The 25,934-nt window shown below is 63.5% G+C and carries 24 protein-coding genes and 1 pseudogene; 17 read left to right on the top strand and 8 right to left on the bottom strand.

Translation table 11 applies throughout. From position 1 onward, the window contains the following. Positions 1-15: 15 nt before the first annotated feature. The 11 genes from murD (at position 16) to lpxC (ending at position 12,379) form a co-directional block, all read left to right on the top strand. Complete coding sequence (gene murD / locus CR103_RS02875; protein ID WP_099914523.1) at positions 16-1,533, top strand: UDP-N-acetylmuramoyl-L-alanine--D-glutamate ligase; 1,518 nt, start codon at positions 16-18, stop codon at positions 1,531-1,533. Next, positions 1,533-2,744 carry a putative lipid II flippase FtsW gene (gene ftsW / locus CR103_RS02870; RefSeq protein ID WP_099914500.1) on the top strand — a complete coding sequence of 404 codons (1,212 nt, stop codon included), beginning with the start codon at positions 1,533-1,535 and terminating at the stop codon, positions 2,742-2,744. The genes murD and ftsW overlap by 1 nt, the downstream gene beginning before the upstream one ends. Continuing rightward, complete coding sequence (gene murG, locus CR103_RS02865) at positions 2,741-3,850, top strand: undecaprenyldiphospho-muramoylpentapeptide beta-N-acetylglucosaminyltransferase (RefSeq protein ID WP_099914499.1); 1,110 nt, start codon at positions 2,741-2,743, stop codon at positions 3,848-3,850. Before ftsW ends, murG begins: the two co-directional genes overlap by 4 nt. Continuing rightward, on the top strand, positions 3,847-5,253 hold the full coding sequence (gene murC, locus CR103_RS02860) for a UDP-N-acetylmuramate--L-alanine ligase (protein WP_099914498.1): 1,407 nt from the start codon (positions 3,847-3,849) through the stop codon (positions 5,251-5,253). The genes murG and murC overlap by 4 nt, the downstream gene beginning before the upstream one ends. After that, on the top strand, positions 5,250-6,236 hold the full coding sequence (locus CR103_RS02855; protein WP_370659413.1) for a D-alanine--D-alanine ligase: 987 nt from the start codon (positions 5,250-5,252) through the stop codon (positions 6,234-6,236). Before murC ends, CR103_RS02855 begins: the two co-directional genes overlap by 4 nt. 6 nt (positions 6,237-6,242) lie before the next feature. Next, entirely contained in the window at positions 6,243-7,064 is an 822-nt protein-coding gene (locus tag CR103_RS02850; protein WP_099914497.1) for a cell division protein FtsQ/DivIB, read from the top strand. A 12-nt stretch (positions 7,065-7,076) separates the two neighbouring features. Beyond that, on the top strand, positions 7,077-8,309 hold the full coding sequence (gene ftsA, locus CR103_RS02845; protein ID WP_099914496.1) for a cell division protein FtsA: 1,233 nt from the start codon (positions 7,077-7,079) through the stop codon (positions 8,307-8,309). A gap of 169 nt (positions 8,310-8,478) precedes the next feature. Beyond that, the gene (gene ftsZ / locus CR103_RS02840) at positions 8,479-9,687 is read left to right on the top strand and encodes a cell division protein FtsZ (protein WP_099914495.1); all 1,209 of its coding nucleotides are present in this window, start codon (positions 8,479-8,481) and stop codon (positions 9,685-9,687) included. A 227-nt stretch (positions 9,688-9,914) separates the two neighbouring features. Beyond that, a complete protein-coding gene (locus CR103_RS02835) occupies positions 9,915-10,421 on the top strand; it encodes a peroxiredoxin (protein ID WP_099914494.1) in 507 nt (168 codons plus the stop codon). 79 nt (positions 10,422-10,500) lie between these two features. Beyond that, complete coding sequence (locus tag CR103_RS02830) at positions 10,501-11,403, top strand: DMT family transporter (RefSeq protein WP_370659412.1); 903 nt, start codon at positions 10,501-10,503, stop codon at positions 11,401-11,403. A gap of 40 nt (positions 11,404-11,443) precedes the next feature. Continuing rightward, positions 11,444-12,379 carry a UDP-3-O-acyl-N-acetylglucosamine deacetylase gene (gene lpxC / locus CR103_RS02825; protein WP_099914493.1) on the top strand — a complete coding sequence of 312 codons (936 nt, stop codon included), beginning with the start codon at positions 11,444-11,446 and terminating at the stop codon, positions 12,377-12,379. A gap of 411 nt (positions 12,380-12,790) precedes the next feature. Here the strand turns inward: lpxC and CR103_RS02815 are convergent, their stop codons facing one another. The 4 genes and pseudogenes from CR103_RS02815 to CR103_RS02800 all read right to left on the bottom strand — a co-directional run bounded on the left by CR103_RS02815 (position 12,791) and on the right by CR103_RS02800 (position 14,827). After that, positions 12,791-13,288 carry a penicillin-insensitive murein endopeptidase gene (locus CR103_RS02815; protein ID WP_180279252.1) on the bottom strand — a complete coding sequence of 166 codons (498 nt, stop codon included), beginning with the start codon at positions 13,286-13,288 and terminating at the stop codon, positions 12,791-12,793. A 14-nt stretch (positions 13,289-13,302) separates the two neighbouring features. Beyond that, positions 13,303-13,794, bottom strand: a complete 492-nt coding sequence (locus CR103_RS02810; RefSeq protein ID WP_099914491.1) for an Hcp family type VI secretion system effector — start codon at positions 13,792-13,794, stop codon at positions 13,303-13,305. Positions 13,795-13,910: 116 nt separating this feature from the next. Beyond that, positions 13,911-14,037: pseudogene (locus CR103_RS02805) on the bottom strand (IS481 family transposase); the annotation flags it as partial. 295 nt (positions 14,038-14,332) lie between these two features. Next, positions 14,333-14,827 (bottom strand): DciA family protein, encoded by a 495-nt coding sequence (locus CR103_RS02800; protein WP_229442651.1) that lies wholly within the window; start codon positions 14,825-14,827, stop codon positions 14,333-14,335. A 274-nt stretch (positions 14,828-15,101) separates the two neighbouring features. Between CR103_RS02800 and secA the strand changes: the two genes are divergently transcribed. From secA to CR103_RS02775, 5 genes are all read left to right on the top strand, one after another. After that, positions 15,102-17,882 carry a preprotein translocase subunit SecA gene (gene secA, locus CR103_RS02795; protein WP_099914489.1) on the top strand — a complete coding sequence of 927 codons (2,781 nt, stop codon included), beginning with the start codon at positions 15,102-15,104 and terminating at the stop codon, positions 17,880-17,882. Positions 17,883-18,176: 294 nt separating this feature from the next. After that, entirely contained in the window at positions 18,177-19,421 is a 1,245-nt protein-coding gene (gene argJ / locus CR103_RS02790; RefSeq protein ID WP_099914488.1) for a bifunctional glutamate N-acetyltransferase/amino-acid acetyltransferase ArgJ, read from the top strand. Positions 19,422-19,447: 26 nt separating this feature from the next. Continuing rightward, positions 19,448-20,320 carry an ATP-binding protein gene (locus tag CR103_RS02785; protein ID WP_099914487.1) on the top strand — a complete coding sequence of 291 codons (873 nt, stop codon included), beginning with the start codon at positions 19,448-19,450 and terminating at the stop codon, positions 20,318-20,320. Beyond that, the gene (locus tag CR103_RS02780; protein WP_099914486.1) at positions 20,313-20,756 is read left to right on the top strand and encodes an NUDIX domain-containing protein; all 444 of its coding nucleotides are present in this window, start codon (positions 20,313-20,315) and stop codon (positions 20,754-20,756) included. Before CR103_RS02785 ends, CR103_RS02780 begins: the two co-directional genes overlap by 8 nt. 77 nt (positions 20,757-20,833) lie before the next feature. Then, positions 20,834-22,162 carry a D-amino acid dehydrogenase gene (locus tag CR103_RS02775; RefSeq protein ID WP_099914519.1) on the top strand — a complete coding sequence of 443 codons (1,329 nt, stop codon included), beginning with the start codon at positions 20,834-20,836 and terminating at the stop codon, positions 22,160-22,162. 95 nt (positions 22,163-22,257) lie between these two features. Here the strand turns inward: CR103_RS02775 and CR103_RS02770 are convergent, their stop codons facing one another. The 4 genes from CR103_RS02770 to CR103_RS02755 all read right to left on the bottom strand — a co-directional run bounded on the left by CR103_RS02770 (position 22,258) and on the right by CR103_RS02755 (position 24,798). Continuing rightward, on the bottom strand, positions 22,258-22,440 hold the full coding sequence (locus CR103_RS02770) for a DNA gyrase inhibitor YacG (protein WP_099914485.1): 183 nt from the start codon (positions 22,438-22,440) through the stop codon (positions 22,258-22,260). Between the two features lie 17 nt (positions 22,441-22,457). Beyond that, positions 22,458-23,213, bottom strand: coding sequence for a cell division protein ZapD (gene zapD / locus CR103_RS02765; protein ID WP_099914484.1), 756 nt, complete (start codon positions 23,211-23,213; stop codon positions 22,458-22,460). Between the two features lie 64 nt (positions 23,214-23,277). Then, on the bottom strand, positions 23,278-23,925 hold the full coding sequence (gene coaE / locus CR103_RS02760; protein ID WP_099914483.1) for a dephospho-CoA kinase: 648 nt from the start codon (positions 23,923-23,925) through the stop codon (positions 23,278-23,280). Positions 23,926-23,928: 3 nt separating this feature from the next. Continuing rightward, positions 23,929-24,798: a prepilin peptidase gene (locus tag CR103_RS02755; RefSeq protein ID WP_099914482.1), complete on the bottom strand. Its 870-nt coding sequence runs from the start codon at positions 24,796-24,798 to the stop codon at positions 23,929-23,931. 243 nt (positions 24,799-25,041) lie between these two features. Here CR103_RS02755 and CR103_RS02750 point away from each other — a divergent pair, with 243 nt between their 5' ends. Continuing rightward, entirely contained in the window at positions 25,042-25,869 is an 828-nt protein-coding gene (locus CR103_RS02750; protein ID WP_099914481.1) for a universal stress protein, read from the top strand. The last annotated feature ends 65 nt before the right edge of the window (positions 25,870-25,934 follow it).

The following is a 25,934-nucleotide window of genomic DNA, read 5'->3' as shown; positions in this document are numbered from 1 at the left end:
ACGCAAATGACGCCAATGACTTACGCCGGCAAACATGCACTGGTGCTGGGCCTGGGCGAGTCCGGGCTGGCCATGGCGCAATGGCTGGCCGGCTGCGGCGCCACCGTGCGCGTGGCCGACACCCGTACCGAGCCGCAGCGCCTGCAGCAGTTGCGCGACGCCGTCCCGGGCGTCGAGTTCGTTTGCGGCGAGTTTTCCAACGCGCTGCTGGCCGGGATCGACTTCGTCACCCTCAGCCCGGGCCTGGCGCCGCAGCGCGAATTGCGCACCATCGTGCCGGGCGCGCGGGCGCTGAACATCCCGGTGTGGGGCGAGATCGAACTGTTCGCCCAGGCCCTGCTCGACCTCAAGGCCGAGCGCGGCTATGCGCCGAAAGTGATCGCCATCACCGGCACCAACGGCAAGACCACCGTCACCAGTTTGACCGGCCTGCTGTGCCAGCGTGCTGGCCTGTCGACCGTTTTGGCCGGCAATATCAGCCCGGCCGCGCTCGACGTGCTGCGCGAGGCGCTCGCCGGCGATGCGCTGCCGCAGGTGTGGGTGCTCGAGTTGTCGAGCTTCCAGCTGCATTCGACCTTCAGCCTCGAAGCCGACGCCGCCACCGTGCTGAACATCACCCAGGACCACCTTGACTGGCACGGCGACATGGCATCGTACGCCTTCGACAAGTCGCGCATTTTCGGCCGCCGCACGGTGCGCGTGCTTAACCGCGACGACACTGCCGTGATGACGATGGCCGCGACCACGTCGCCGGTCGTCACTTTCGGCACCGGCGCCCCGACTGCGGCCGACGATTTCGGCCTGGTCGGCGAGCGCGGCGTGCTGTGGCTGGCCAATGCGGCAGCGGGCGAGCCGTCTGAAAAGAGACGCAAGAAGCAGGTAGCGGCCGAGCCGGCCGACGTGATCGTCAACCGCCTGATGCCGGCCGACGCGCTGCACATCCGCGGCCTGCACAACGCCACCAACGCGCTGGCCGCGCTGGCGCTGTGCCGCGCCATCGGCCTGCCGCTGTCGATCCTGCTGCACGGCCTGCGCGAATACAAGGGCGAGCCGCACCGGGTCGAACTGGTTGCCAACGTCGGCGGCGTCGACTATTTCGACGACAGCAAAGGCACCAATGTCGGCGCCACCGCGGCGGCCATCAATGGCCTGGGCAAAGCCTTCGGCGGCGACGGCGCAGGCGACCCATCCTTTGCCAAACGCATCGTGCTGATCGCCGGCGGCGACGGCAAGGGACAGGATTTCGAGCCGCTGGCCGAACCCGCCTCGCGCTACGTCCGCTCGGTGCTGCTGATCGGACGCGACGCGCCCAAGCTGCGCGCCGCGCTCGAGCCGTCCGGGACCCTGCTGGTCGACTGCGATTCGCTGCTTGACGCGGTGCAGCGCGCTTGCGCGATGGCCCGGCCGGGCGACCTGGTGCTGCTGTCGCCGGCCTGCGCCAGCTTCGACATGTTCACCGGTTACGCCCACCGCGCGCAAGTATTCGTCGACGCCGTGCGCGACATCGCGCTGGCGAAAGGGCAGGACATCTGATGGCCCTCCAGCTCCCGTTCAAGTTCTCCGGCGGGTCGTCCGATTCGCTCACCGGAGCGCGTTCGCGCGTGTCGAAGATGATGGAATACGATCAGCCGCTGGTATGGGTTACCGTGCTGCTGATGCTGTTCGGCATGGTGATGGTGTATTCGGCCTCGATCTCGCTGCCGGATTCGCCCAAGTTCGCCGCCTACAAAAACACCTATTTTCTGCAGCGCCAGGCGATCTTCGTCGGCGTCTCGCTGTTCTTTGGCCTGTTCGTGTTCCGCGTCAGGGTAGCGACCTGGCAGCGCCTCGCGCCATGGCTGTTCGGGTTCACGCTGGTGCTGCTGATGCTGGTGTTCGTGCCCGGCCTGGGCGTGAGCGTCAACGGCGGCAAGCGCTGGATCAGCGTGGCTTTTTTCAGGCTGCAGCCGTCCGAGGTGATGAAGGTGGTGGCGGTGTTGTACGCGGCCGACTACACGGTGCGCAAGCAGGAATACATGCACAAGCTGACCAAGGGCTTCCTGCCGATGGCCGGCGCGATCGGTCTGGTCGGCCTGCTGCTGCTGCTGGAGCCGGACCTGGGCGCATTCGGCGTGATCGTCTGCATCGCCATGGGCATCCTGTTCCTGGGTGGAATCAACGCCATCTGGTTCGGCAGTATCGGCGCGCTGCTGGTGCTGATCTTCAGTACCATCATCGCGCTGTCGCCGTTTCGCCGCGCGCGCATGTTCGCCTACCTTGATCCGTGGCAGGAAGACAATGCGCTCAACAAGGCCTACCAGCTGACCCACTCCCTGATCGCCTTCGGGCGCGGCGAGCTGTTTGGCGTCGGCCTGGGCGGCAGCATCGAAAAACTGCACTATCTACCCGAAGCGCACACCGATTTCCTGCTCGCCGTGATCGGCGAGGAGCTGGGCCTGGCCGGCGTGCTGGTGGTGATCGCGATGTTCTACTGGCTCGTCAAGCGCGCCTTCGACATCGGCCGCCAGGCCATCGCCATCGACCAGACCTTCGCCGGCCTGACGGCCAAGGGCATCGGCATCTGGATCGGCGTGCAAACCTTCATCAACATGGGCGTGAACCTGGGCCTGTTGCCGACCAAGGGCCTGACCTTGCCCCTGATGAGCTATGGCGGTACCGGCGTCTTCATCAACTGCATCGGCCTGGCAATCCTGCTGCGCATCGATTACGAGAACCGCGTGATGATGCGCGGAGGCCGCCCATGAAGCGCCTGCTGATCATGGCCGCCGGCACCGGCGGCCATATCTTCCCCGGCATCGCGATCGCGCAGACCATGCGCGCGCGCGGCTGGGAAGTGAGCTGGCTGGGCACCGCCACCGGCATGGAGCAGGACATCGTGCCGAAACACGGCATCGCGATCGACGCGATCGACTTTACCGGCATGCGCGGCAAGGGCCTGCAGCACACGCTGGCCGGCGCCTTCAAACTGACTGCCAGTTTCGCCACGTGCCTGCGCATCATGGCGCGGCGCCGGCCCGACGTCGTGCTCGGCATGGGCGGCTACGTCACGGTGCCGGGCGGATTGATGGCACGCCTGCGTCGCATCCCGCTGGTGCTGGTCAATGCCGACGCCGCGTTGCTGCTGTCGAACAAAATCCTGGCGCCGATGGCGCAACGCGTGCTGTTCGGCTTCCCGGCCGACTTCGGCCGCGCCGCCGGCAAGGCCAGCGTCACCGGCAACCCGGTGCGCAAGGAAATCCTCGACGTCACGCCGCCGCAGAAGCGCTTCGACGGCCGTGACGGCGTGCTGAACATCCTGGTGGTCGGCGGCAGCCTCGGCGCCAAGGCGCTCAACGACGCGGTGCCGGCCGCGCTGGCGCTCATCGCGCCGCAGAAGCGTCCGCTTGTCGTCCACCAGTCGGGCAAGAAGAACATCGAGGCCCTTACCAGGTCGTATGCGGATGCCGGCGTCGATGCCACCGTGGTCGACTTCATCGAGGACATGGCGGCGGCCTACGCCAAAGCCGACCTGGTGATCTGCCGCGCCGGCGCGATCACGATCTCCGAGCTGACCGCGGCCGGCGTAGCCAGCGTGCTGGTGCCGTTCGTCGCGGCCACCACCAGCCACCAGCGCGACAACGCGCAGTGGATGGCGCAGCAGCAGGCGGCGATCCACCTGCCGCAGGGCGAACTGAACCCGGCGAGCCTGGCCGCGCGGCTTGCAGCGCTATCGCGCGCCGGCTGCCGCGACATGGCGATCGCGGCGCAGGCGGTGGGAAAACGCGACGCCAACGAGGCGATCGCTGAAATCCTGGAAAAGCTGGCGGGAACGAATTTGTCGCAAACTAATCTGGCGGGAACGAACACATGAAACACAAGGTCAACAACATCCATTTCGTCGGTATCGGCGGCAGCGGCATGAGCGGCATCGCCGAAGTGCTGCTCAACCTCGGCTACGTCGTCTCCGGTTCCGACCTGGGCAGCAACGCCGCCACCGTGCGCCTCGAAAGCCTCGGCGCCAGGGTGTTGCTGGGCCACGACGCGGCCAACGTGGCCGGCGCCGACGTGGTGGTGACGTCGACCGCCGTCAACGAGCAGAACCCGGAAGTGATCGCCGCGCGCGGTGCGATGATTCCGATCGTGCCGCGCGCGATCATGCTGGGCGAATTGATGCGCCTCAAGCGCGGCATCGCCATTGCCGGCACTCACGGCAAGACCACCACCACCAGCCTGGTCGCCTCGGTACTGGCCGAAGGCGGCCTCGATCCGACGTTCGTGATCGGCGGGCGCCTCAACAGCGCCGGCGCCAACGCCAAGCTCGGCACGGGCGACTACATCGTCGTCGAGGCCGACGAATCGGACGCGTCTTTCCTCAACCTGGCGCCGATGATCGAAGTGATCACCAACATCGATGCCGATCACATGGAAACGTACGAGCACGACTTCGACAAGTTGAAGATGGCCTTCGTCAACTTCACCCAACGCCTGCCGTTCTACGGCCGCGCGATGCTGTGCATCGACGACGAGCACGTGCGCGCGATCATCCCGCACATTTCCAAGCCCATCACCACCTACGGTTTCAGCCCGCTGGCGCAGGTACGCGCGGTGGACGCCCGCGCGGTCGGACTGCAGATGCATTTCACCGTGGTCCAGGAGGGTTACGCCGACACCGATTTCGTCCTCAACCAGCCAGGCATGCACAACGTCGCCAACGCGTGCTCGGCGATTGCGATTGCGCGTGAAATCGGCATCGACGACGACGCCACGCAGCGCGGCCTGGCCGGCTTTAACGGCGTCGGCCGCCGCTTCACCCGCTACGGCGAGATCGCGATTGCCGGGGTCGGGGGCGGCAGCGCTGGAAGTTTTGCACTGGTCGACGACTTCGGCCACCATCCGGTCGAAACCGACGTGACGCTGGCCGCCGCGCGCGGTGCCTACCCGGGCCGCCGGCTGGTGCTGGCGTTCCAGCCGCACCGCTTTTCCCGCACCCGCGACCTGTTCGAGGACTTCGTCAAGGTGCTGTCGACGCCGGACGTGCTGCTGCTGGCCGACGTCTATCCCGCCGGCGAAGCCCATATCGCCGCCGCCGACGGCCGCGCGCTTGCGCGCGCGCTGCGCGTGGGCGGCAAGATCGAACCGATCTTCGTCGAATCGATCGCGAGCATGAGCGAAGCCATCATGAACGTGGTCAAAGACGGCGACGTCGTCATCACCATGGGCGCCGGCTCGATCAGCGGCATTCCCGCCCAACTGACTTCTTATTCAAAGGCTTGAACGTGAGCGTTATTTCCCCAATTTCATCGTCGAGCGATGCAGCGGCCTTCGGCAAGGTCGGCGTGCTGTTCGGCGGCCGCTCCGCCGAACGCGAGGTGTCGATCATGTCCGGTACCGGCGTGCTGGCCGCCTTGTCAAGCCGCGGTATCGACGCCCACGCCTTCGACCCGGCGCTGCGTAGCCTGGCCGAGCTGGCCGATGAAGGTTTTGATCGGGTGTTCATCGCGCTGCACGGGCGTTTCGGCGAAGACGGCAGCCTGCAGGGCGCGCTCGAGCAGCTCGGCATTCCGTACACCGGCAGCGGCGTGATGACCAGCGCGGTCGGCATGGACAAGATCGCCACCAAGATGATCTGGATCGTGCGCGGCCTGCCGACGCCGAAATACGCCATTCTCGACGACGACACCGACTTGGCGCGGGTGGCGCTTGACCTCGGCCTGCCGCTGATCGTCAAGCCGCCGCTCGAAGGCTCGACCATCGGCATCACCAAGGTCGGCGCCGCAAGCCAAATGCAGGCTGCCTACCGGCTCGCCGCGACATTTGACGAAGTGGTGCTGGCCGAAGAATTCGTCAGCGGCCGCGAGTTCACCGTCGCCGTGCTTGGCCGCGGCAAGACGGCGCGCGCGCTGCCGATCGTCGAGATCGTCGCGCCGCAAGGGAACTACGATTACCAGAACAAGTATTTTACCGACGACACCAAGTATTTTTGCCCGGCCGACCTCGACCCGGCCACCGCCGGCGAGATGGAACGCATCGCCGTCGAGGCCTACCGCGCCCTCGGTTGCGAGGGCTGGGGCCGGGTCGACGTGCTGCTGCGCGCAGCCGACAATGCGCCGTTCCTGCTCGAGGTGAACACCTCGCCGGGCATGACCAGTCACTCGCTGGTGCCGATGGCGGCGCGCGCGGTCGGCATCGGCTACGAAGCGCTATGCGTCGAGATACTGGCGTCGGCGCGTTTGAAGATGGCCAAGGGACAGGGTTAAGCACACATGTGGCAAGACGCACGCGCATTGAACGCTGCCGCCAGCGGGCTGATGGCCCTGGTGGTGCTCGCCCTCATCGCCTCCGGCGTGTGGTGGGTGTCGCAGCGTCCGATGTTTACGCTCAAAGCGGTGCGGGTCGAGAGCATGTACGACATCGAACTGAAGCGGGTGAACGAACTGACCTTGCGCGCCGGCGTGATCGGAAAATTCAAGGGCAATTTTTTCACCACCAACCTCGAGCAGGTGCGCACTGCGTTCGAATCGGTGCCCTGGGTACGGCGCGCAACGGTGCGGCGCGAATGGCCGAACCAGCTGATTGTTTCGGTCGAAGAACACGAGCCGCTCGGCACCTGGGGCGAAGACGGCCGGCTGCTGTCGGTCAAGGGCGATGTGTTCACCGCCAACCTGGCCGAGGCCGACGAGGATCATCCGCTGCCCGAGTTCGAAGGACCGGAAGGCAGCGAGAAGGAAGTGCTGGCGCGGTTTTCCGAGCTGCGCGCGTGGTTCGCGCCGGTCAAGCTGGTGCCCGATGCGTTGACCTTGTCGAGCCGTTACGCTTGGACGGTGAAGCTGGACAACGGCATGAAGGTCGCGCTCGGACGCGAGCAGGATTCCACCACGCTGCGCAGCCGGGTGGCGCGCCTGGTGGCCGTGTATCCGCAGCTGGCCAGCCGCATTCAGGGCAACATCGACCTGATCGACATGCGTTACCCGAACGGCCTGGCGCTGGCCGCCGCCGGCCTGGCAGTGCCGAAAGATGGAACCAAGCCTGTGAAGGCCGTTGCGAAAAAGCCAAATTCAACATCCAACAAAACCAGCAAGCACTAGGCCCACAGCAAAATGACAAAAGACGCTAAAAACCTGATCGTCGGACTCGACATCGGCACCTCGAAAGTGGTCGCCGTCGTGGCCGAAGTGATGTCCGATGGACGCCACGAGGTCATCGGACTGGGCCAGCACGAGTCGCGCGGCCTGAAGAAAGGCGTCGTCGTCAACATCGAGGCGACGGTCGAATCGATCCAGCGCGCCCTTGAAGAAGCCGAGCTGATGGCCGACTGCAAGATCCGCAACGTGTATGCCGGCATCGCCGGCAGCCATATCCGCTCGTTCAATTCGAGCGGCATGGTCGCCATCAAGGACAAGGAAGTGACCGCGACCGACGTCGCCCGCGTGATCGAGACGGCGAAAGCGGTCAACATCCCGACCGATCAGCAACTGCTGCACACGGTGCCGCAGGAATTCATCGTCGACAGCCAGGAAGACGTGCGCGAACCGATCGGCATGAGCGGAATAAGACTTGAAGTGCGAGTGCACATCGTTACCGGCGCGGTGTCGGCGGTACAGAACATCGTCAAGTGCGTGCGCCGCTGCGGGCTTGAAGTGTCGGACCTGATCCTGCAGCCGATGGCCTCGGCCGACGCGGTACTGACGCCCGACGAAAAAGAGCTCGGCGTGGTGTTGATCGACATCGGCGGCGGCACCACCGACATCGCGGTGTTTTCCGACGGCGCGATCCGCCATACGGCAGTGCTGCCGATCGCCGGCGACCAGATCACCAACGACATCGCGATGGCGCTGCGTACGCCGACCTCGGAAGCCGAAGAAATCAAGATCCGCTACGGCGTCGCCAAGCAGGCGCTGGCCGATCCGGGCGAGTCGCTCGAAGTGCCGGGCCTGGGTGACCGCGGACCGCGCACCCTGTCGCGCCAGGCGCTGGCGGCGGTGATCGAGCCGCGCGTCGAGGAACTGTTCGCGATGGTTCACCAGGTGGTACGCGAGTCGGGCTACGAGGGCGTGCTGTCGTCGGGCATCGTGCTCACCGGCGGCTCGGCGATCATGCCCGGCATGGTCGAAATGGCGGAAGACATCTTTCTCAAGCCGGCGCGCCTGGGCACGCCCGACTACCGCGGCCAGCTCGCCGACGTGGTGCGCAGCCCGCGCTATGCGACCGTGCTCGGCCTGCTGCTGGAAGCGAAAAAACAGTATTTGCGCGGGCATATCGTGACGCGCCAGGACGGCTCTGTGAAGGCGGTATGGCAGCGCATGAAGGAATGGTTTCTAGGGAATTTTTAAGCGGCGGCGGTTCGGTTTTCGCATCAGGTTTCGGCACTTGGTTCCAGCTTAAGGCAACAACAATACAAACACTTACATTTTTTATTTACAAACGCGGTTTTCAATCTCCAGGTTTCATACGACTATGAGTCCTGGCGCTTGGGAGCGGCACTTTGATCGGGAGTTATTCATGGAGTTCGATATGGTCGATAACGCAGCACTAGGTACCGTCATCAAGGTCGTCGGCGTCGGCGGCGCCGGCGGCAATGCGGTTCAGCACATGATCAACAAGGGCGTTTCCGGCGTCGAGTTCATCGCGGCAAACACGGACGCACAGGCGCTGGCCGCCTCGAGCGCGCACAACATCATCCAGATCGGCGAATCGGGCCTGGGCGCCGGCATGAAGCCGTCGGTCGGCCGCCAGCTGGCCGAAGAATCGCGTTCGCGCATCGAAGACTCGCTGCGCGGCGCGCACATGGTGTTCATCGCCGCCGGCATGGGTGGCGGCACCGGTACGGGCGCGGCGCCAATCGTCGCCGAAATCGCCAAATCGATGGGCGCGCTGACGGTGGCGGTGGTGTCGAAACCGTTTTCGTACGAAGGCCAGAAGTGCATGGACATCGCCGAAGAAGGCCTCGAGGAACTGAGCAAGCACGTCGACTCCTTGATCATCATCCTCAACGAAAAGTTAGAGGAAATCTACGAAGACGAAAGCATGATCGACTGGATGCAGCACGCCGACGATGTGCTCAACAACGCGGTCGCCGGTATCGCCGAGATCATCAACGTGCCAGGCCATATCAACGTCGACTTCAACGACGTCAAGACCATCATGGGCGAGCAGGGCAAGGCGATGATGGGCACCGCGACCGCGTCCGGCGTCGACCGCGCGCGCATCGCCGCTGAGCAGGCCGTGGCCTCGCCGCTGCTCGACGGTATCGACCTGTCCGGCGCGCGCGGCGTGCTGGTCAACGTCACCGCCAGCCGTGGCCTGAAGGGCAAGGAAATCAAGGAAGTGATGGCAGCGGTGCGCGCCTTCGCGGCGCCCGACGCCTCGATCGCGCAGGGCATCGCCTACGACGACAACATGGGCGACGACATCCGCGTCACCGTGGTCGCCACCGGCCTTGGCAAGGCGAAGAAAGCGATGCAGCTGGTCCAGCAGCCGATGCTGCGCACCGGCACCCACGGGCCATTGATGGCATCCGGCGCGGGGCTGCACGCCTCGAGCGGCATCACGATGGGTTCGAGCTCGCTCGGCGGCCATGCCGCGATGGACGGCATGAAGCAGCCGGCCGTGTGGCGCCGCGAGCAGGCGTCCGAGCAGGTGCAGGCAATGCAGCGCAATGGCGTCGAGACGTATGACATTCCGGCGTTTTTGCGCAAGCAAGCCGATTAAGTTTCGGTAGCTGGTAAGAGGGAGTTCATGCACGCCATGGGCTCCCTTTTTTATCGAGCGTCTCTGTCAGTGGCCCGCGCACGCGCAAATCCCATTTGAATTTGCTTTTCTTGCCACTCCAGCAAAATTGCTACGGATCGGGCATACTGCCGGAGCGCTAAAAAATTGCCGCAAGTTATCCCATACAGCGGCCACCGTTCACCAGATACCAGCACAAGGAGTCATCAATGACCATCAAGATCGGCGACAAATTGCCAGAAGGCACCCTCGCAGAATTCATCGAATCCGCCGCCGAAGGTTGCGCGCTCGGCCCGAATATGTTCCAGGTCGCCGACCTGGTCAAAGGCAAGAAGATCGCCATCTTCGGCCTGCCGGGCGCCTACACCCCGACCTGCTCGGCGCAGCATGTGCCGGGCTATGTCGCCAATGCGGACGTCTTCAAGGCCAAGGGCGTCGACGAAATCTGGTGCATCTCGGTCAACGACGCCTTCGTCATGGGCGCTTGGGGCCGCGACCAGAAAGCCACCGGCGTCGTGCGCATGATGGCCGACGGCAGCGCCGTCTTCACCAAGGCACTCGGCCTGGATGCCGACTTCTCCAAGCACGGCATGGGCACCCGCTCGAACCGCTATTCGATGCTGGTCGACGACGGCGTCGTCACCCAGCTCAACCTCGAAGGCGGCGGCGGCTTGAAGGTGTCGGGCGCCGACACGCTGCTGGAGCAGCTCGGCTAACCAGGCATACCCGGCAGTTTTCGCACAACGGCGCCGCGGCGCCGTTTTTTGTTTTCCTCCTGATGGATGCGGCACACCGATGGATCAAGCGGACCAGGCAATTTCCCGGCACGGCGCCAACCGCCGCAACATCACTATGATGCTGATCGCCGCGGCGGTGTTTTCGCTGATGGACATGGCAATGAAGCTGCTGTCGGCGCACTACCCGGCGATGCAGGTGGCAGCGCTGCGCGCACTGGTGTCGCTGCCGCTGGTAGGCGCCTACGTGGTGTGGCGCGGCGCGCACCGCACGCTGCTGCAGATCCGCTGGCCGATGCACCTGCTGCGCGCGGTGCTCGGCATCGCCATGCTGGCGCTGTTCGCGTATGGCTTGAAAACGCTGTCGCTGGCCGAAGCCTATACGATCTTCTTCATCGCCCCGGCGTTGATCACCGCGCTGTCGGTCGTGTTCCTGAAGGAGCGCGTCAACCGCGGGCAGTGGATCGCGGTCGCGGTCGGCATGGGCGGCGTGCTGGTGGCGCTGCGCCCGAGCGGCACCGGCTTTTTCACCATGGGCGGGCTGGCGGTGCTGTGCGCGGCGACCTTCTATGCCGTTGCGGCCATCAGTGCGCGCATCCTGTCGCGCACCGACCGCAGCGAGCACATGGTGCTCTGGCTGATGGTGATGATGGCGATCGGCGCCACTGCGCTGGCCTTGCCCGGCTGGCTGCCGCTGCGCGCCGAGGATACCTTGCTGCTGTGCGCCCTGGCCGTCACCGGCTTCGTCGGCCAATTGGCCATCACCGAGGCGTTCGGCTCGGGCGAGGCGTCGAAAGTGGCGCCGTTCGAATATTCGGCGTTGGCATGGGGCGTGGGCCTCGACTGGCTGCTGTGGCAAGTGCTGCCCGACCACTACACGATGCTGGGCGCGGCGATCATCATCGCCAGCGGCATCTACCTGATCCGCCACGAGGACACCCACGCCGGGGCCGAGCACCCGTAGCGTTAAAACGTTGCCGAGTCAAATTCGCTATAATCGTCCGATGTTAAAACAACGAACCATCAAGCAACTGGTGCGCACCACCGGCGTCGGACTGCACTCCGGCACCAAGGTTGAACTGACGCTGCGCCCGGCGGCGGTCGATACCGGCATCGTGTTTCGCCGCGTCGATCTCGACCCGGTGGTCGAATTTCCCGCCAGCGCGGGCGTGGTGGGCGATACCCGCATGGCCTCCGTGCTGGTCAAGGACGACGTGCGCGTGTCGACCGTCGAGCACCTGATGTCGGCCTGCGCGGGCCTGGGCATCGACAACCTGTACGTCGACATCTCGGCCGAGGAAATTCCGATCATGGATGGCTCGGCGGCGTCGTTCGTGTTTCTGCTGCAGCAAGCCGGCGTGCAGGAGCTTAACGCGGCCAAGAAATTCATCCGCGTGCTGCGCGACGTCGAAGTACGCCACGGCAGCGGCGAGCAGGAAAAATGGGCCCGCCTGTCACCGTACGACGGCTTCAGCCTCGACTTCTATATCGAGTTCAATCACCCGGCGGTGGACGGCACGACCCAGCGCGCAATGGTCGATTTCGGCGACGTCTCGTATGTTCACGACATCGCCCGCGCGCGCACCTTCGGCTTCATGCAGGACGTCGAAAGCCTGCGCGGCATGGGCCTGGCGCGCGGTGGCTCGCTCGAGAACGCCATCGTGATGGACGAATACCGCATTCTCAATTCGGACGGCCTGCGCTACGAAGACGAATTCGTGCGCCACAAGATTCTCGATGCGATCGGCGATTTGTACCTGGTCGGCCATCCGCTGCTGGCCAGCTACCATGCCCATAAATCGGGCCATGCGCTCAACAACCAGCTGCTGCTGGCGCTGCTCGAGCGTCCCGATGCGTACGAAATCGTCTCGTTCGACACGCCCGGCACGGCGCCGCCGTCGTATGTGCGCCAGATGGCGCGCGAGTGGGCGCTTACCTAGATTCGCGCTCGATATTGCCGACGAACCGGCTAACAGCTCACTCTCACATCGCCTTCACCAGTTCGGAGATTAAGCCCGATCCAGCACCGATAGGGGCCTTCCTTGGACTTGGCGTCTTGCGCGGTATAGATGCAATCCACGCCCTTTTTACGTCGAGCCCGGTCGCCTTTCTCGCTGCTGCATACTTGCTGAGAATCAGGTCCGCTCAGGTCAAAAAGGTCTTTTGCAGCTTTTCCATCGATGACGACTGTTAGTACGCGATCAGCCTTCGTCGGTGCTTCCGGATACGTCGCGGTTTGTGAGTGAATTAGGTATCGGGCTTGAAGCAGATCCCAATCCCCACTACTCGCATGGGCCGGTAGGGCGAAAGCGGAACTTGTGCAAAGAATGAGCCATCCCGATCTGCGCATATTACCCCCGTAGCTCTACATGAAAATGGTTATCGTGATTTTTGAGCGGTATCACAAACGGGATGCCTGGCCCGTTGAAAAATAGTCGAACGACAGGGGCGAAGGTGCGGAACAGTTCGATCAGCTTTGCAGTGCTAGCCGAGTCATATTGCGATTCCATCCACGTGACGGGCTCTTCAAGACCGTCTTTGCGTAAAGGGCGAATATCCACCTGTAGCCCGTTTCTATGTGACTGGTGATTCGGCGGCTTTGGGCCTCCTGCCATGCTGATGTCTCCGATGCCGATCCTGCGCTTGTCAATGACCTGCCACTCGAACGCGACGCGTAAGATACTGGTCATCATTGTCGGATGTGCATACTGGTACGCACCTTTAGCCAGCTCCCCATAAAGTTTTCCATAGACATAGTAGCCAGAGTCTATCGGGGCCTGCGGGAGCATAAAGAAGCGGCGCGAGTCTTGGGTCGGGCGCGGGCGTAGTGGGTCGTTATCTTCAGCCATGGATGCCCCCTCTGTCACGCGCACTTGTTGCAGGCAAGGTCCCAGCCGCCGGCCGTGTTGCCGCCAGCACCGCCGCCAATCTTTTGCTGCGAGTATTTCCATTTGACTTTTGAGAACCGGAAGCCGATAGAATCGTGCAAGATGCTGCCCTCGCTCACCTGCTGTTCTATGTTGGCGATCAAGACGTTCTCCAGCTCGACCTCGTAGTACTTCACCGGTTTGCCGTTGCCATCAGCCCGCATGAATTCAAGTTTAGCCTTGGGGATCGTTTTGCCCATTGAACAGGTCTGCATCAGGATCGGCGAGGCAAGATCCGCGAGCTTTGTGAGCGACAGGGTCCTGTGCTCGCACCGTTCGGCTGTGTGGCCTCCACCTGTTGATGCGGTCGCGCTTCTGGGCTGCACAACGCCCCAGTGGGCCGAGTTAACTTCAATCCAGCCTTGGTGCGATGAATCGGCCGATTCACCTTTGATGCCGTCGATTTGCAGATATACGTCGATTGCCATGATGCCTCCGAGAATGGTCAGGGAACACCAAACGCATTGTTGCCCAGCCGCTAGCTAGGCGATTGAGCAGGGTCAAGTCGATTACGATTGGCCTCAATCATATCGCTGAAGGTGTGCAAGTAAGCCCAGCGCGCGGCAGGTCGATGGCAGCGAACAGATAGCGCCGCGACGTCTCGTCGGGCATCCGGGAAAGGTACGAGATGTCGATGAACAAAGCCCGGCTCAATGGTGCTTGGACGTCTTCTTGGCGTGCAGCATTTCGCCTTCTGCTGTCGGCAGTTCGTCAACGAGCTTCGTTAAATGGCGCGCGAATGGGCGCTTACCTAAAATTGTCGTCCTCGCGCACGCGGGGACCCAATTTGCGCGATAAGCTGATCAATTTTTAACGGACGAAACCGGTCGTTCTCGCTATTCCAGAAAAATTGGGTCCCTGCATTCGCCAGGACGACGTGATCATTGCGGCTGGTTGACGTTTTGCGACATCCTGGTTCGCCAGGACGACGTGATTAACTCGACGGTGAAGCGGCGCAAATAAGTCCTACCGCCGGCGCGCCGCCATCGCCTTGATGGCGGCGATCAAGGTCGCGTTCTGCGGCGTGGCGGGCAGGGTGTCGCCCAGTTCGGCGAAGGCGGCCACGGCAGTGGGCGGGAAGTCGAGCTGGCGCGTGTGCACCGCCGGCGCGATGCTGCGCGTGACCTGCACCTTCAGCTTGATGTTGGTGACCTGCCAGCCGCGTTTTGTCAGCGCGGCCTGCAGCTTCGGCAATTGCTGCTTGAGCTTGGCGGCGACCGCCGATGTCGGGGTCGCCAGCACCAGTTGGGTGTCCTCGAACGACAGCACGTCGCACATGCCGAACATCGGCGGCAGGGCAGCGGCGCAATCCTTCTGCAGGCTGGCCATGCGCATCGCGGTCGGCAGCAGGCTTGCCATCCGGGCATTGCCGCTTAGGAACGCGGTAGCGCCGACCGAAGTCTGGCGCGCCTTGGTGCCGAATATATGGCCGATGCCCTGATTGTAGGAAGTGAAGCGCATGAGGCGAAACATACCACAGTTGGCGCCACAGGTGGCCGCGCAGTGGCGCTTGCGCGCGTGCTTGTGTGTTGCCGGCGTGGTTCAATGACCTTAGCGGCAAGGGTGTTGGAAATACATGTTTTACCCCGGGCACTTGTTATCCGCCCCAATAACCCCAAGTGTGGTCGGATCGCATGATAAAATCACCCTCTTTTTGCCATAGTCGGCCTTCGATAGATAACTTTTTGGTATCATTCGGGCTCTTTTTAGCGGCGCATTTTTCAAGAATTCAAGCATGTCATTACTGACCCAGATTTTCGGTAGCCGTAATCAGCGGCTGCTCAAGCAATATCAAAAGACCGTGCGCGAAATCAGCGCGCTCGAGCCGCAGATCGAAAAGCTGTCCGATGCCGAGCTTCAGGCCAAGACGCCGGAATTCAAGGATCGTGTCGCCAAGGGAGAGTCGCTCGACGATGTGCTGCCGGAAGCGTTCGCGGTGTGCCGCGAGGCGGCCCGGCGCGTGCTCAAGATGCGCCACTTCGACGTGCAAATGATCGGCGGCATGGTCTTGCACTACGGAAAAATCGCGGAGATGGGCACGGGCGAGGGCAAGACGCTGATGGCGACCCTGCCGACCTACCTGAACGCGCTGGCCGGCAAGGGCGTGCATGTCATCACCGTCAACGATTACCTGGCGCAGCGCGATGCCGAGTGGATGGGCCAGCTGTACGGCTGGCTGGGCCTGTCGACCGGCGTGAACCTGTCGCAGATGGGCCACGACACCAAGCAGGCCGCCTACGCTGCCGACATCACTTACGGCACCAACAACGAATTCGGCTTCGACTACCTGCGCGACAACATGGTCTACGAAGCGCGCGAACGAGTGCAGCGGGTGCTCAATTTCGCTGTCGTCGATGAAGTCGACTCGATCCTGATCGACGAGGCGCGTACTCCCCTGATCATCTCCGGCCAGGCCGAAAATCATACCGACCTGTACCACAAGATCAACGAGCTGCCGGGCATGCTGACGATGCAGATCGGCGAAGAGACGCCGGACGGCAAGGGCGTCATCGAAGTTGCGGGCGACTACACCAAGGACGAGAAAGCGCACGCGGTGCTGCTGACCGAAGCGGGCCACGAGAACGCCGAAGCGATCCTGACCAAGATGGGCCTGCTGCCGGAAGGCGCCTCGCTGTACGACGCCGCCAACATCACCCTGATCCACCACCTGTATGCGGCGCTGCGCGCCCATGCGCTGTATCACAAGGACCAGCATTACGTGGTGCAGAACGACGAAGTGATCATCGTCGACGAATTCACCGGACGCCTGATGACGGGCCGGCGCTGGTCCGACGGCCTGCACCAGGCGGTCGAAGCGAAAGAAGGCGTGCGGATCCAGAACGAGAACCAGACGCTGGCCTCGATCACGTTCCAGAACTACTTCCGGATGTACGGCAAGCTGTCCGGCATGACCGGCACCGCCGACACCGAAGCGTACGAGTTCCAGGAAATCTACGGCCTCGAGACGGTGGTGATACCGCCCAACCGTCCTTCCAAACGGACCGACCGCCAGGACCAGGTCTACAAGTCGGCGCAGGAAAAATACGGCGCCATGCTGATCGATATCCGCGACTGCTACGAGCGCGGCCAGCCGGTCCTGGTCGGCACCACCTCGATCGAAAACTCCGAGCTATTGTCGGGGATCTTGGCCGGCGCCAAGCTCGAACACAATGTCCTCAACGCCAAGCAGCATGCGCGCGAAGCGGAAATCATTGCGCAGGCCGGCCGTCCGAAGATGATCACCATCGCCACCAACATGGCTGGCCGCGGTACCGACATCGTTTTGGGCGGCAACGTCGAAAAACAGATCCAGATCATCGAAGCGTCCATCGAGCTGCCCGAGTCCGATAAGGCGCTGCAATCGGCCAAGCTGCGCGACGAATGGCAATCGCTGCACGACCACGTGGTCGGCGCCGGCGGCCTGCACATCATCGGCACCGAACGGCACGAATCGCGCCGCGTCGACAACCAGCTGCGCGGACGCTCGGCCCGCCAGGGCGACCCAGGCTCGTCGCGTTTCTACCTGTCGCTTGACGACGCGCTGCTGCGCATCTTCGCCGGCGACCGCGTGCGCGCCATCATGGACCGCCTGAAGATGCCGGAAGGTGAACCGATCGAAGCTGGAATCGTATCGCGCTCGATCGAATCGGCCCAGCGCAAGGTCGAGGCGCGCAACTTCGACATCCGCAAGCAGCTGCTCGAGTACGACGACGTCGCCAACGACCAGCGCAAGGTGATCTACACCCAGCGTAACGAACTGCTCGAGACGACCGATATCTCCGAGCTGGTCGCCTCGCTGCGGGCCGGCGTGTTCACCGACGTCGTGCGCGCCCACGTGCCGGCCGAATCGGTGGAAGAGCAGTGGAGCGTCCCGGCGCTGGAAAACATGCTGTCGAGCGAATGGAGCCTCGAGGTGCCCTTGCAGGCGCTGCTCGCGGACGACCAGAACGTCACCGACGACGACATCCTCGAAAAGGTGCTGGCGGCGGCAGACGAGGCGTACAACGCCAAGATCGCCGTCGTCGGCAAGGAATCGTTCGGCGGTTTCGAGCGCAACGTCATGCTGCAAAGCGTCGACAGCCACTGGCGCGAGCACCTGGCCGCGCTCGACCATTTGCGCCAGGGTATCCACCTGCGCGGTTACGCGCAGAAGAACCCGAAGCAGGAATACAAGCGCGAAGCGTTCGAGCTGTTCGCCAGCATGCTCGACATGATCAAGAACGAGGTGATCAAGATGGTCATGACGGTGCGGATCCAGTCGCGCGACGAAATCGATGCCGCCGAAGCGGCATTGGCGGCGCAGCAAGCGCATGTCGCCAACGTCAGCTACCAGCACGCCGACTTCAATGCCGACGCGGCGCCGGAAGAACTGCTGGCGCCGACGACCGCAGCCTCGGCGACGGCGCGCGTGGCGGACGACGCCGGCACCTACATGGGCATGAAGGTCGGCCGCAACGACCCGTGCCCTTGCGGCAGCGGCAAGAAATTCAAGCAGTGCCACGGCAAGCTGGCGTAAGAGGGCAGTGACATGACAAGCAGGCGGCGGGGTGAAAACCTCGCCGCTTTTTTTCGCTTTTGCTTACGTGATGGAAAGACGCACGGCCATACGGTGGCTGCTTCTTGCAGCGTGGCTGACAACGGTGCCGTGCGCGCCGCCCGTAGCCCCTGACAAATGCCCGAAAGTCATCAGTCATCCGGTTTGCTTGATTGCTGCTGTCGAAAAGTGTTGGCTCAGGACACTTGCGCGCTGCTCGCCCGGGCGCGACAAAGGTACAATAGCGGCTTCTAATTCTTCCACTGGAACCTTGCCATGGCCGTCAACTCGCCGCTACCCGTCGCCGCTGAACTGAAACCTGTCAACGGCATCGAAATCGGCTTTGCCGAAGCTGGCATCAAGAAGCCGAACCGCAAGGATGTTCTGATCATGAAGCTGGCGCCGACGGCCACCGTGGCCGGCGTGTTCACCACCAATCGCTTCTGCGCCGCGCCGGTCCAGGTCAGCCAGGCTAACCTGGCGGCAGCGGCAGATTCCGCTGGCGCGGCGCCGATCCGCGCGCTGGTGGTCAATACCGGCAACGCCAACGCCGGCACGGGCGAATCGGGCCTGGCCAAGGCGCAGCAAACCTGCGCCGCGCTGGCCGGCCTGCTGGGCTGCAATGCGCAGCAGATCCTGCCGTTTTCGACCGGCGTGATCCTCGAACCGCTGCCGGTCGAGAAGATCGTCGCCGCATTACCTGCCGCGATCGCCAACCTGAAACAAGACAACTGGTTCAACGCGGCCGAAGCCATCATGACCACCGACACCCAGCCCAAGGCGGTCTCGCGCAGCGTCACGATCGGCGGCCACGCCGTCACCATGACCGGCATCAGCAAGGGCGCCGGCATGATCCGGCCGAACATGGCGACCATGCTCGGCTACCTGGCGTTCGACGCCAGGGTCGCGCAGCCAGTACTCGACGAGCTGGTGCGCCACGCCGCCGACCACTCGTTCAACTGCATCACGATCGACGGCGACACTTCGACCAACGACTCGTTCATGCTGATCGCCACCGGCGCCGGCACGCTGGAGGTGAACGATGCCGCATCACCCGATTACGCCGCGCTGCGCGACGCCGTCACCGGCGTGTCTACCAACCTGGCCCAGCAGATCATCCGCGACGGCGAGGGCGCCACCAAGTTCATCACCATCACGGTCGAGGGCGGCGCCAGCGTCCTCGAATGCCGCAAAATCGCCTATTCGATCGCCCATTCGCCGCTGGTCAAGACCGCCTTCTTCGCGTCTGACCCGAATCTGGGCCGCATCCTGGCGGCGATCGGCTACGCCGGCGTGGACGATCTCGACGTCGGCAAGCTCGACCTGTATCTCGACGACGTGTGGGTGGCCAAAAACGGCGGACGCAATCCGGACTACCAGGAAGCGGACGGCCAGCGCGTGATGAAGCAGAGCGAAATCACCGTACGCGTCACGCTCGGGCGCGGTGCCTCTGCGGCGACCGTGTGGACGTGCGACCTGTCGCACGACTACGTCACCATCAACGCCGATTACCGTTCTTGACCGCGTTACAAACCTGTGAGAATCCCATGACTCCGCTCGAACAATTCCTGGTGCGTGCCGAAGCGCTGCTGGCGCGGGTCGAAGCGGTGCTGCCGCCGGCCATCCCGCGCGAGCCGGACTGGAAGCGCGGCTATGCCTTCCGCTGGAGAAAGCGCGGCGGCTCCGGCTACCTCCAGCCGGTGGCGCACGCCTCGGCCATTCTGTTGACCGACCTCCACAACATCGGCAGCCAGAAGCAGCAGATCGAGCAGAACACGCGCCAGTTCGTGCAAAAGCGCCCGGCCAACAACGTGCTGCTGACGGGCGCCCGCGGCACCGGCAAGTCGTCGCTGATCAAGGCGTGCCTGAACCAGTTCGCCGGCGACGGCCTGCGCCTGATCGAAGTCGACAAGGCCGACCTGGCCGAGCTGCCCGACATCGTCGACCTGGTCGCCGGCCGGCCGGAACGCTTCATCGTCTTCTGCGACGATCTGTCGTTCGAAGAAGGCGAGAGCGGCTACAAGGCGCTCAAGGTGGCGCTCGACGGCTCAATCTCGTCGCAGTCCGACAACGTGCTCATTTACGCCACCTCGAACCGGCGCCACCTGATGCCGGAGCGGATGTCGGACAACGCCGGCTACAGCTCGGACGACAACGGCGACCTGCATCCGGGCGAAACGGTGGAAGAAAAGATCTCGCTGTCGGAGCGCTTCGGCCTATGGCTGTCGTTCTATCCGTTCAAGCAGGACGACTACCTCGACATCGTCGCCCACTGGTTAAAGAGCTTCGGCTGCAATGCCGCGCAGATCGAGGCGGCGCGCCTTGACGCCTTGCGCTGGGCATTGCAGCGCGGCTCGCGCTCGGGCCGGGTGGCGTGGCAGTTCGCCAAGGACCACGCCGGGAAACTGCCGGATGCATGAAGCCGCGCCGAAGTTGGCAGCCGGTCCGATCGACGTCGTCGTCGGCATCCTGATGAAGCCGAACGGCGACGTGCTGCTCGGCCAGCGCCCGGCCGGCAAACCCTATGCCGGCTACTGGGAGTTCCCGGGCGGGAAAGTAGAGGCGGGCGAAGCCTTGTTCGCCGCGCTGCAGCGCGAATTTGTCGAAGAGCTCGGACTGCACATCGACCAGGCCACCGAGTGGTGCGGCGTCGAACACGTGTACGAACATGCCCACGTGCGCCTGCATTTTTTTATCAGCCGCGCCTGGCAGGGCGAGCCGCAAAGCCTGGAAGGCCAGGCTTTTGCGTGGCAGGGCAAGGTCGGCGTCGCACCGCTGCTGCCGGCCACCATCCCGCTGCTCGAATGGCTGGACCTGGTGCGGTATCCGGCCTATCCGCGGGTTTTACATAAATAAACCCGCGTGTGAATCGACGCGGCGGCTACCCGCCGTTTTTCGCGTCGATCAGTTTTATAATCGGTAAAAGGAATCCTTTGAAAATTATTGTTCTGGGCAGTGGCGTCATCGGCACCACGTCCGCGTATTACCTGGCCAAGGCCGGCCATGAAGTCACCGTCATCGACCGCCAGCCGGAAGCGGGCCTGGAGACCAGTTTCGCCAACGCCGGTGAAGTCTCGCCCGGTTATGCGGCGCCGTGGGCCGGTCCCGGCGTGCCGATGAAAGCGGTCAAGTGGCTGCTAATGCAGCATAGCCCGCTGGTGGTGCGCCCGGCGCTCGATCCGCAGATGTGGCGCTGGATGTTCCAGATGCTGGCCAACTGCAACCAGAAAAGCTACGAGACCAACAAGGGCCGCATGGTGCGCCTGGCCGAATACAGCCGTGATTGCCTGGTGCAGCTGCGGCTGGACACCGGCATCGCCTACGATGAGCGCAGCCAGGGTACCTTGCAGCTGTTCCGCACCCAGAAGCAGCTCGATGGCGCGGCGGCCGACACCGCGGTGCTCGAGCGCTACCAAGTGCTGTACTCGGTGCTCGACCCGAAGGGGTGCGAGGCGGCCGAACCGGCGCTGGCCAATGTGCGCGGCAAATTTGTCGGCGGCTTGCAGCTGCCGGGCGACGAAACGGGCGACTGCTTCAAGTTCACCCAGCGCCTGGCGAAAATGGCCGAGGGCCTGGGCGTCACATTCCGCCAGGGCGTCGACATCGTGCGCTTGGTGGTCAATGGCGACCGGATTGCCGGCGTCGTCACCTCCAAGGGCGAGCTCAAGGCCGATGCCTTCGTGCTGGCGCTGGGCAGTTACTCGCCGCTGCTGCTGCGCCAGGTCGGCATCCGCATCCCGGTCTATCCGGTGAAGGGGTATTCGATCACGATCCCGATCGTCGATGCCAAGGGCGCGCCGGAGTCGACCGTCATGGATGAGACGTTCAAGGTGGCGATCACCCGCCTGGGCGAGCGTATCCGGGTCGGCGGCACCGCCGAAATCGCCGGCTACGATTTGAGCCTGCGCCAGGCGCGCCGTGACACGCTGGAGCACTCGGTGAACGACTTGTTCCCGATGGCTGGCGACACCTCGAAGGCCGAGTTCTGGTGCGGCTTGCGGCCGATGACGCCGGACGGCACCCCGGTGATGGGGCCGACGCCGTTTAGCAACCTGTTCCTCAACACCGGCCACGGCACCTTGGGCTGGACCATGGCGTGCGGCTCCGGCCGCGTGCTGGCCGACCTGGTGTCGGGGCGCCAGCCGGAGATTGGCCTGGAAGGGCTGTTCATGGATCGCTACGGGCGTTCGAACAAGCCGATTTTCGTGCCGCAGGGTGCAACTGTAGGGGGACAGGCCCCGGTTGTGCCGTCGGCGGCCTGACCCCGGTGCGGCAGGTAACTCAGCCGGGGTTGCGTTAGCGGCTTGGCTGGTCGATCAAGCGTGCGGCATGCGAACCTGTCAACAAGGTACGCCGTCTACTCGTCGGCCAGCGGATCGTCCAGCGGATCGGTCGGCGCAGCGCCGGGGATGACGAATTTTTCTTCCGCCCAGGCGCCGAGGTCAATCTGCTTGCAGCGCTCGGAGCAGAACGGGCGGTATTTGTTGGCCAGGGTCCATTCGACTTTTTTGGCACAGGTGGGGCAGCTCACGACAGTCATGGCAAATCACTCACATCTTAAAAGTTGCACAACGTGAGTTCGAACGGTACGTCGTCTTCCAGCGGCTTCGGTTTCAGGTCGCCGCCTTGGCTCGTAAAGCGAACCCACAACATGTATTTGTTAGCCGATATCTCGGGAATCGCGCCCAGCGATTCGTCCAGGGACAGGCGCAGCATTTGGTACACCTTGCCTTGCAGCATTTGCTGATAGCTGCCGGCGATGGCAATCATCTTGACCGGCCCGCCGGAGTCGCGCAGCAGGCGCAGCACCAGCGCCAGCGCGTCGAACAGGGGCGCCAGCGGCGCGAACCAGGCGACGATGTCATTGTAACGCTGCTGGGACGGGCGCTTTTGCCAAGCATGGTAGGAAGGCAGGTCGAACTCGCAGGCGCCGCCGGGGATGATGGTGCGCCCGCGGATGCTCATCAGCCATTCGTTGTCGCGCACGTTCTGGCCCGTCTTGCCTTGCGCGGCGACCAGGTTGGCGCTGACGGCTTCGAGTTCGCCGAGGACGGCGTCGAGCATCTCGGCGGCGACGTTCGGGTTCGAGCGGAAGCTCTGCAGGCTTTGCTTTTGCCGCTCGAGTTCTTGCAGCAGGTCGGACTTGAGGTCGGCGCGGCCAGCCACTTCGAGCATGTCGAAGATGGTCGACAGCGCGACGTGGTGTTGCATTGCGTGTTCCTGGTGCACAAAGAATTTGAATTTTTCATACAGGTCTTCCAGCCGCAACAACGTACGAATGCGCTCGTTGAAAGGGTATTCGTAGACGATCAAAATGACATCCCTTTACATGGTGGCCGGAGAAGAATCACGTGATTCTGAACCAAGCGAGGCAAAATTACAAATCCTCACTTGGGATTCTGGCCATTCCGGCCGAAATTGCCATATAAAGCCGGTGCAGCGCTTCTACCTGCGGCGCCAGGGCAGTTATCTTATCGTCGTTTGTAATGACATCGTCGGCCGCCGCCAGTCGCACGGGGCGCGTTACCTGCGCCGCCATGATGGCTTTTACCTGCGCTTCCTGCATGCCGTTACGCGCCATGACGCGGGCGATTTGCAGCGCTTCAGGGCAGTCGATGGCCAGCACGCGGGCAAGCCGGTGCCGCCAGTTGCCCGACTCGATCAGCAGCGGGACGACGAACATGAGGTAGGCGCCGGTTGCCGCCTGCGCTTCTTGTTCGGCGCCGGCGCGGATCAACGGATGCAGGATCGCTTCGAGCCGCAGCTTTGCGCCAGGATCGGAAAACACCAGCGCGCGCATTTTGATGCGGTCGAGCGCGCCGTCATCAAGCAGGTAGGGCGCGCCGAATTGGGCGGCGATCGCCGCCATCGCCGGGCCGCCGGGAATCGTCATCGCATGGGCGATCAGATCGGTGTCGACGACGGTCGCGCCGAGGGCGGCGAACATGTCGGCGACGGTGCTCTTGCCGCAGCCGATGCCGCCGGTCAGTCCGATGTGCAAAAGCGGGCCTTGGGGTTGGTCCATGTGTTAGCCCAACAGGTGGCTGGTAAAACCTGCAATCGGCGCGCCGTACAGCAGCGCGATCATGCCGGCCGCAGCCAGGTAGGGGCCGAACGGTATCGGCTTGTCGCGGCCGCGCTTGGCGAACACGATCAGGCTGATGCCGACCACCGCCCCGACGACCGACGACAGCAAGATGATGGTCGGCAGCATGGTCCAGCCGAGCCAGGCGCCGAGGGCGGCCAGCAGCTTGAAGTCACCATAGCCCATCCCTTCCTTGCCGGTCGCCAGCTTGAACAGCCAGTAGATCGACCACAGCACCAGGTAACCCGCGGCAGCGCCGATCACCGCTTCGTTCAACGGCACGAAGGTGCCGTTCAGGTTGACCAACAGCCCTGCCCACAGCAGCGGGAACGTCAGGTCGTCGGGCAGCAGCTGGGTATCGTAATCGATCGCCGTCATCGCCAGCAGCGCGTAGCCGAAGCCGAGCGTGGCCAGGCCGGCCCAGCCGCTGCCAAATTTCCATACCAGCAGGGCCGACAGCAGCCCGGTCGCCAGTTCCACCAGCGGATAGCGCACCGAGATCGGCGCCTTGCAGGCGCTGCACTTGCCACCGAGGGCGATGTAACTGACAACCGGAATGTTTTCCAGGGCCGTGATCTGGTGGCCGCAGTGCGGGCAGGCCGAGCGCGGCACCATCAGGTTGAAGTTGTCCTGGTGCGGCAGCTGCTTGCCGCTCTCGTGCGCCACGTAATTGTCCGATTCGCGCTGCATCATCTTCGGAATGCGGTAGATGACGACGTTCAGGAAACTGCCGATCAATAATCCGAACAGGGCGGCAGCGAGGGTTGCCCCGAGCGAACTCGGCGCCGCGAACAAAAGAGTTTCCGGTAGCATAACACTCCAAATCGTGACGAAAAACCTGTGGCGATGCCACCGCTGTTGCAATCATGTTGCATCTCAGGAATATCATAGTCGTGATACCCATGTTGTGCAAACCAAAACGACAAAATGCCGTCGCAGCGAAATTAGGTTGGCGCACCCGTGATTTGATGTGGGTCAAAGATATTTAGATGACAGACTGACAAACTGCAAGAGTCGGCCATTCATGTGGGCCGTCCTCCAGAAAAAGGAATGCCCATGTCTTACAAGACCATCCTCGTCCATGTCGACGGTTCGCACCACGCCGAGGCCCGCATCGCACTGGCCGTGCGCCTTGCCGCGGCCCACGGCGCCCACCTGGTCGGCGCTGCCATGACGGGCCTGTCGCGGTTCATTTTCCATGGCGCCAACGTCGACGTAGCGCGCACGGTGCTTGCCGGCCAGTTCGACGTGCTGGTCGGCAAGGCCAACACCGCCCTGGAGCGCTTCGAGGCGCTGGCCGGCGTCGTCAATGGCTTGGCGTTCGAACCGCGGCTGGTCGAGGATGACGCCGCCGGCGGCTTGGCGGCGCAGGCGCGCTACGCCGACCTGGTGGTGCTGAGCCAGTTCGATCCTGCCGATCCGGTCGCGCGCATCGACCCGGACTTGGCGGCCTATGTCATGCTCAACAGTGCCGGCCCGGTACTGATGGTGCCGACCATCGGCGCCCCGGCCGACGCCGGCAGCCACGTGCTGGTGGCATGGGATGAAAGCCTTCAGGCGAGCCGGGCGGTGGCGAGTGCCGTGCCGCTGTTGCAGCGTGCGGCCAAGGTCACGCTGGCAGTGTTCAACCCCGGGGCCCAAAGGCATTCGGCCGGCACCGACATCGCGCTGTACCTGGCGCGCCACGGCGTCGACGTCGTCGTGCGGCGCGAAGATAGCGAGACCGATGTCGGCAGCGCGCTGCTGTCGCTGGCATCCGACGTCGGCGCCAACCTGCTGGTGATGGGCGGCTTCGGCCACACGCGGTTTCGCGAGGTACTGCTGGGCGGCGTTACCCAGACAGTGCTCAAAAGCATGACCGTTCCCGCGCTGATGTCCCATTGATGTCCTATTAATGTCTTATTGATGTCTTATTGATGTCCCATAAATATTTCCTCAGGAGCCTCGCC

Origin of the sequence: Massilia psychrophila, from assembly GCF_002760665.1 — a bacterium.
Classification (GTDB): domain Bacteria; phylum Pseudomonadota; class Gammaproteobacteria; order Burkholderiales; family Burkholderiaceae_D; genus JAFCUW01.
Note: the sequence above shows the minus strand (reverse complement) of the source record. Positions and strands in the feature narration are given on the sequence as shown.